At 64.4% G+C, this 289-nt stretch carries 1 protein-coding gene; it reads right to left on the reverse strand.

Going from position 1 to position 289, the window contains the following annotated elements; translation table 11 throughout:
* Window positions 1–272, reverse strand: a 272-nt coding sequence (locus tag EN859_RS37255; RefSeq protein WP_135913749.1) for a LysR family transcriptional regulator, incomplete at its 3' end; no start/stop codon positions are given.
* Between the last annotated feature and the right edge of the window lie 17 nt (window positions 273–289).

Below are 289 nucleotides of genomic sequence, written 5' to 3' on the forward strand. Positions count from 1 at the left end.
CCGCGCCCGAGCGTGCCCAGATCGTTGAGCTCCGCTTGCAACTGCGCGTGCGCGGCGAGCACCTCCTGGCCGCGCTGATAGACGATGCGGCCTGCGTCCGTGAGCACCATTTGCCGCCCGTCGCGCAGCAGCAGCGGCGAGCCGATTTCGTCTTCGAGCGACTTCACCATCTTGCTGATGGTGGGTTGGGTGACGAACATCTGCTCGGCGGCGACAGTGAAACTCTGCTGACGAACGACTTCGACGAAATAGCGCAGCGCACGCAGTTCCACGGTCGGCTCCAGATTCC

Source organism: Mesorhizobium sp. M00.F.Ca.ET.216.01.1.1, from assembly GCF_004010325.2.
Lineage (GTDB): Bacteria > Pseudomonadota > Alphaproteobacteria > Rhizobiales > Rhizobiaceae > Mesorhizobium.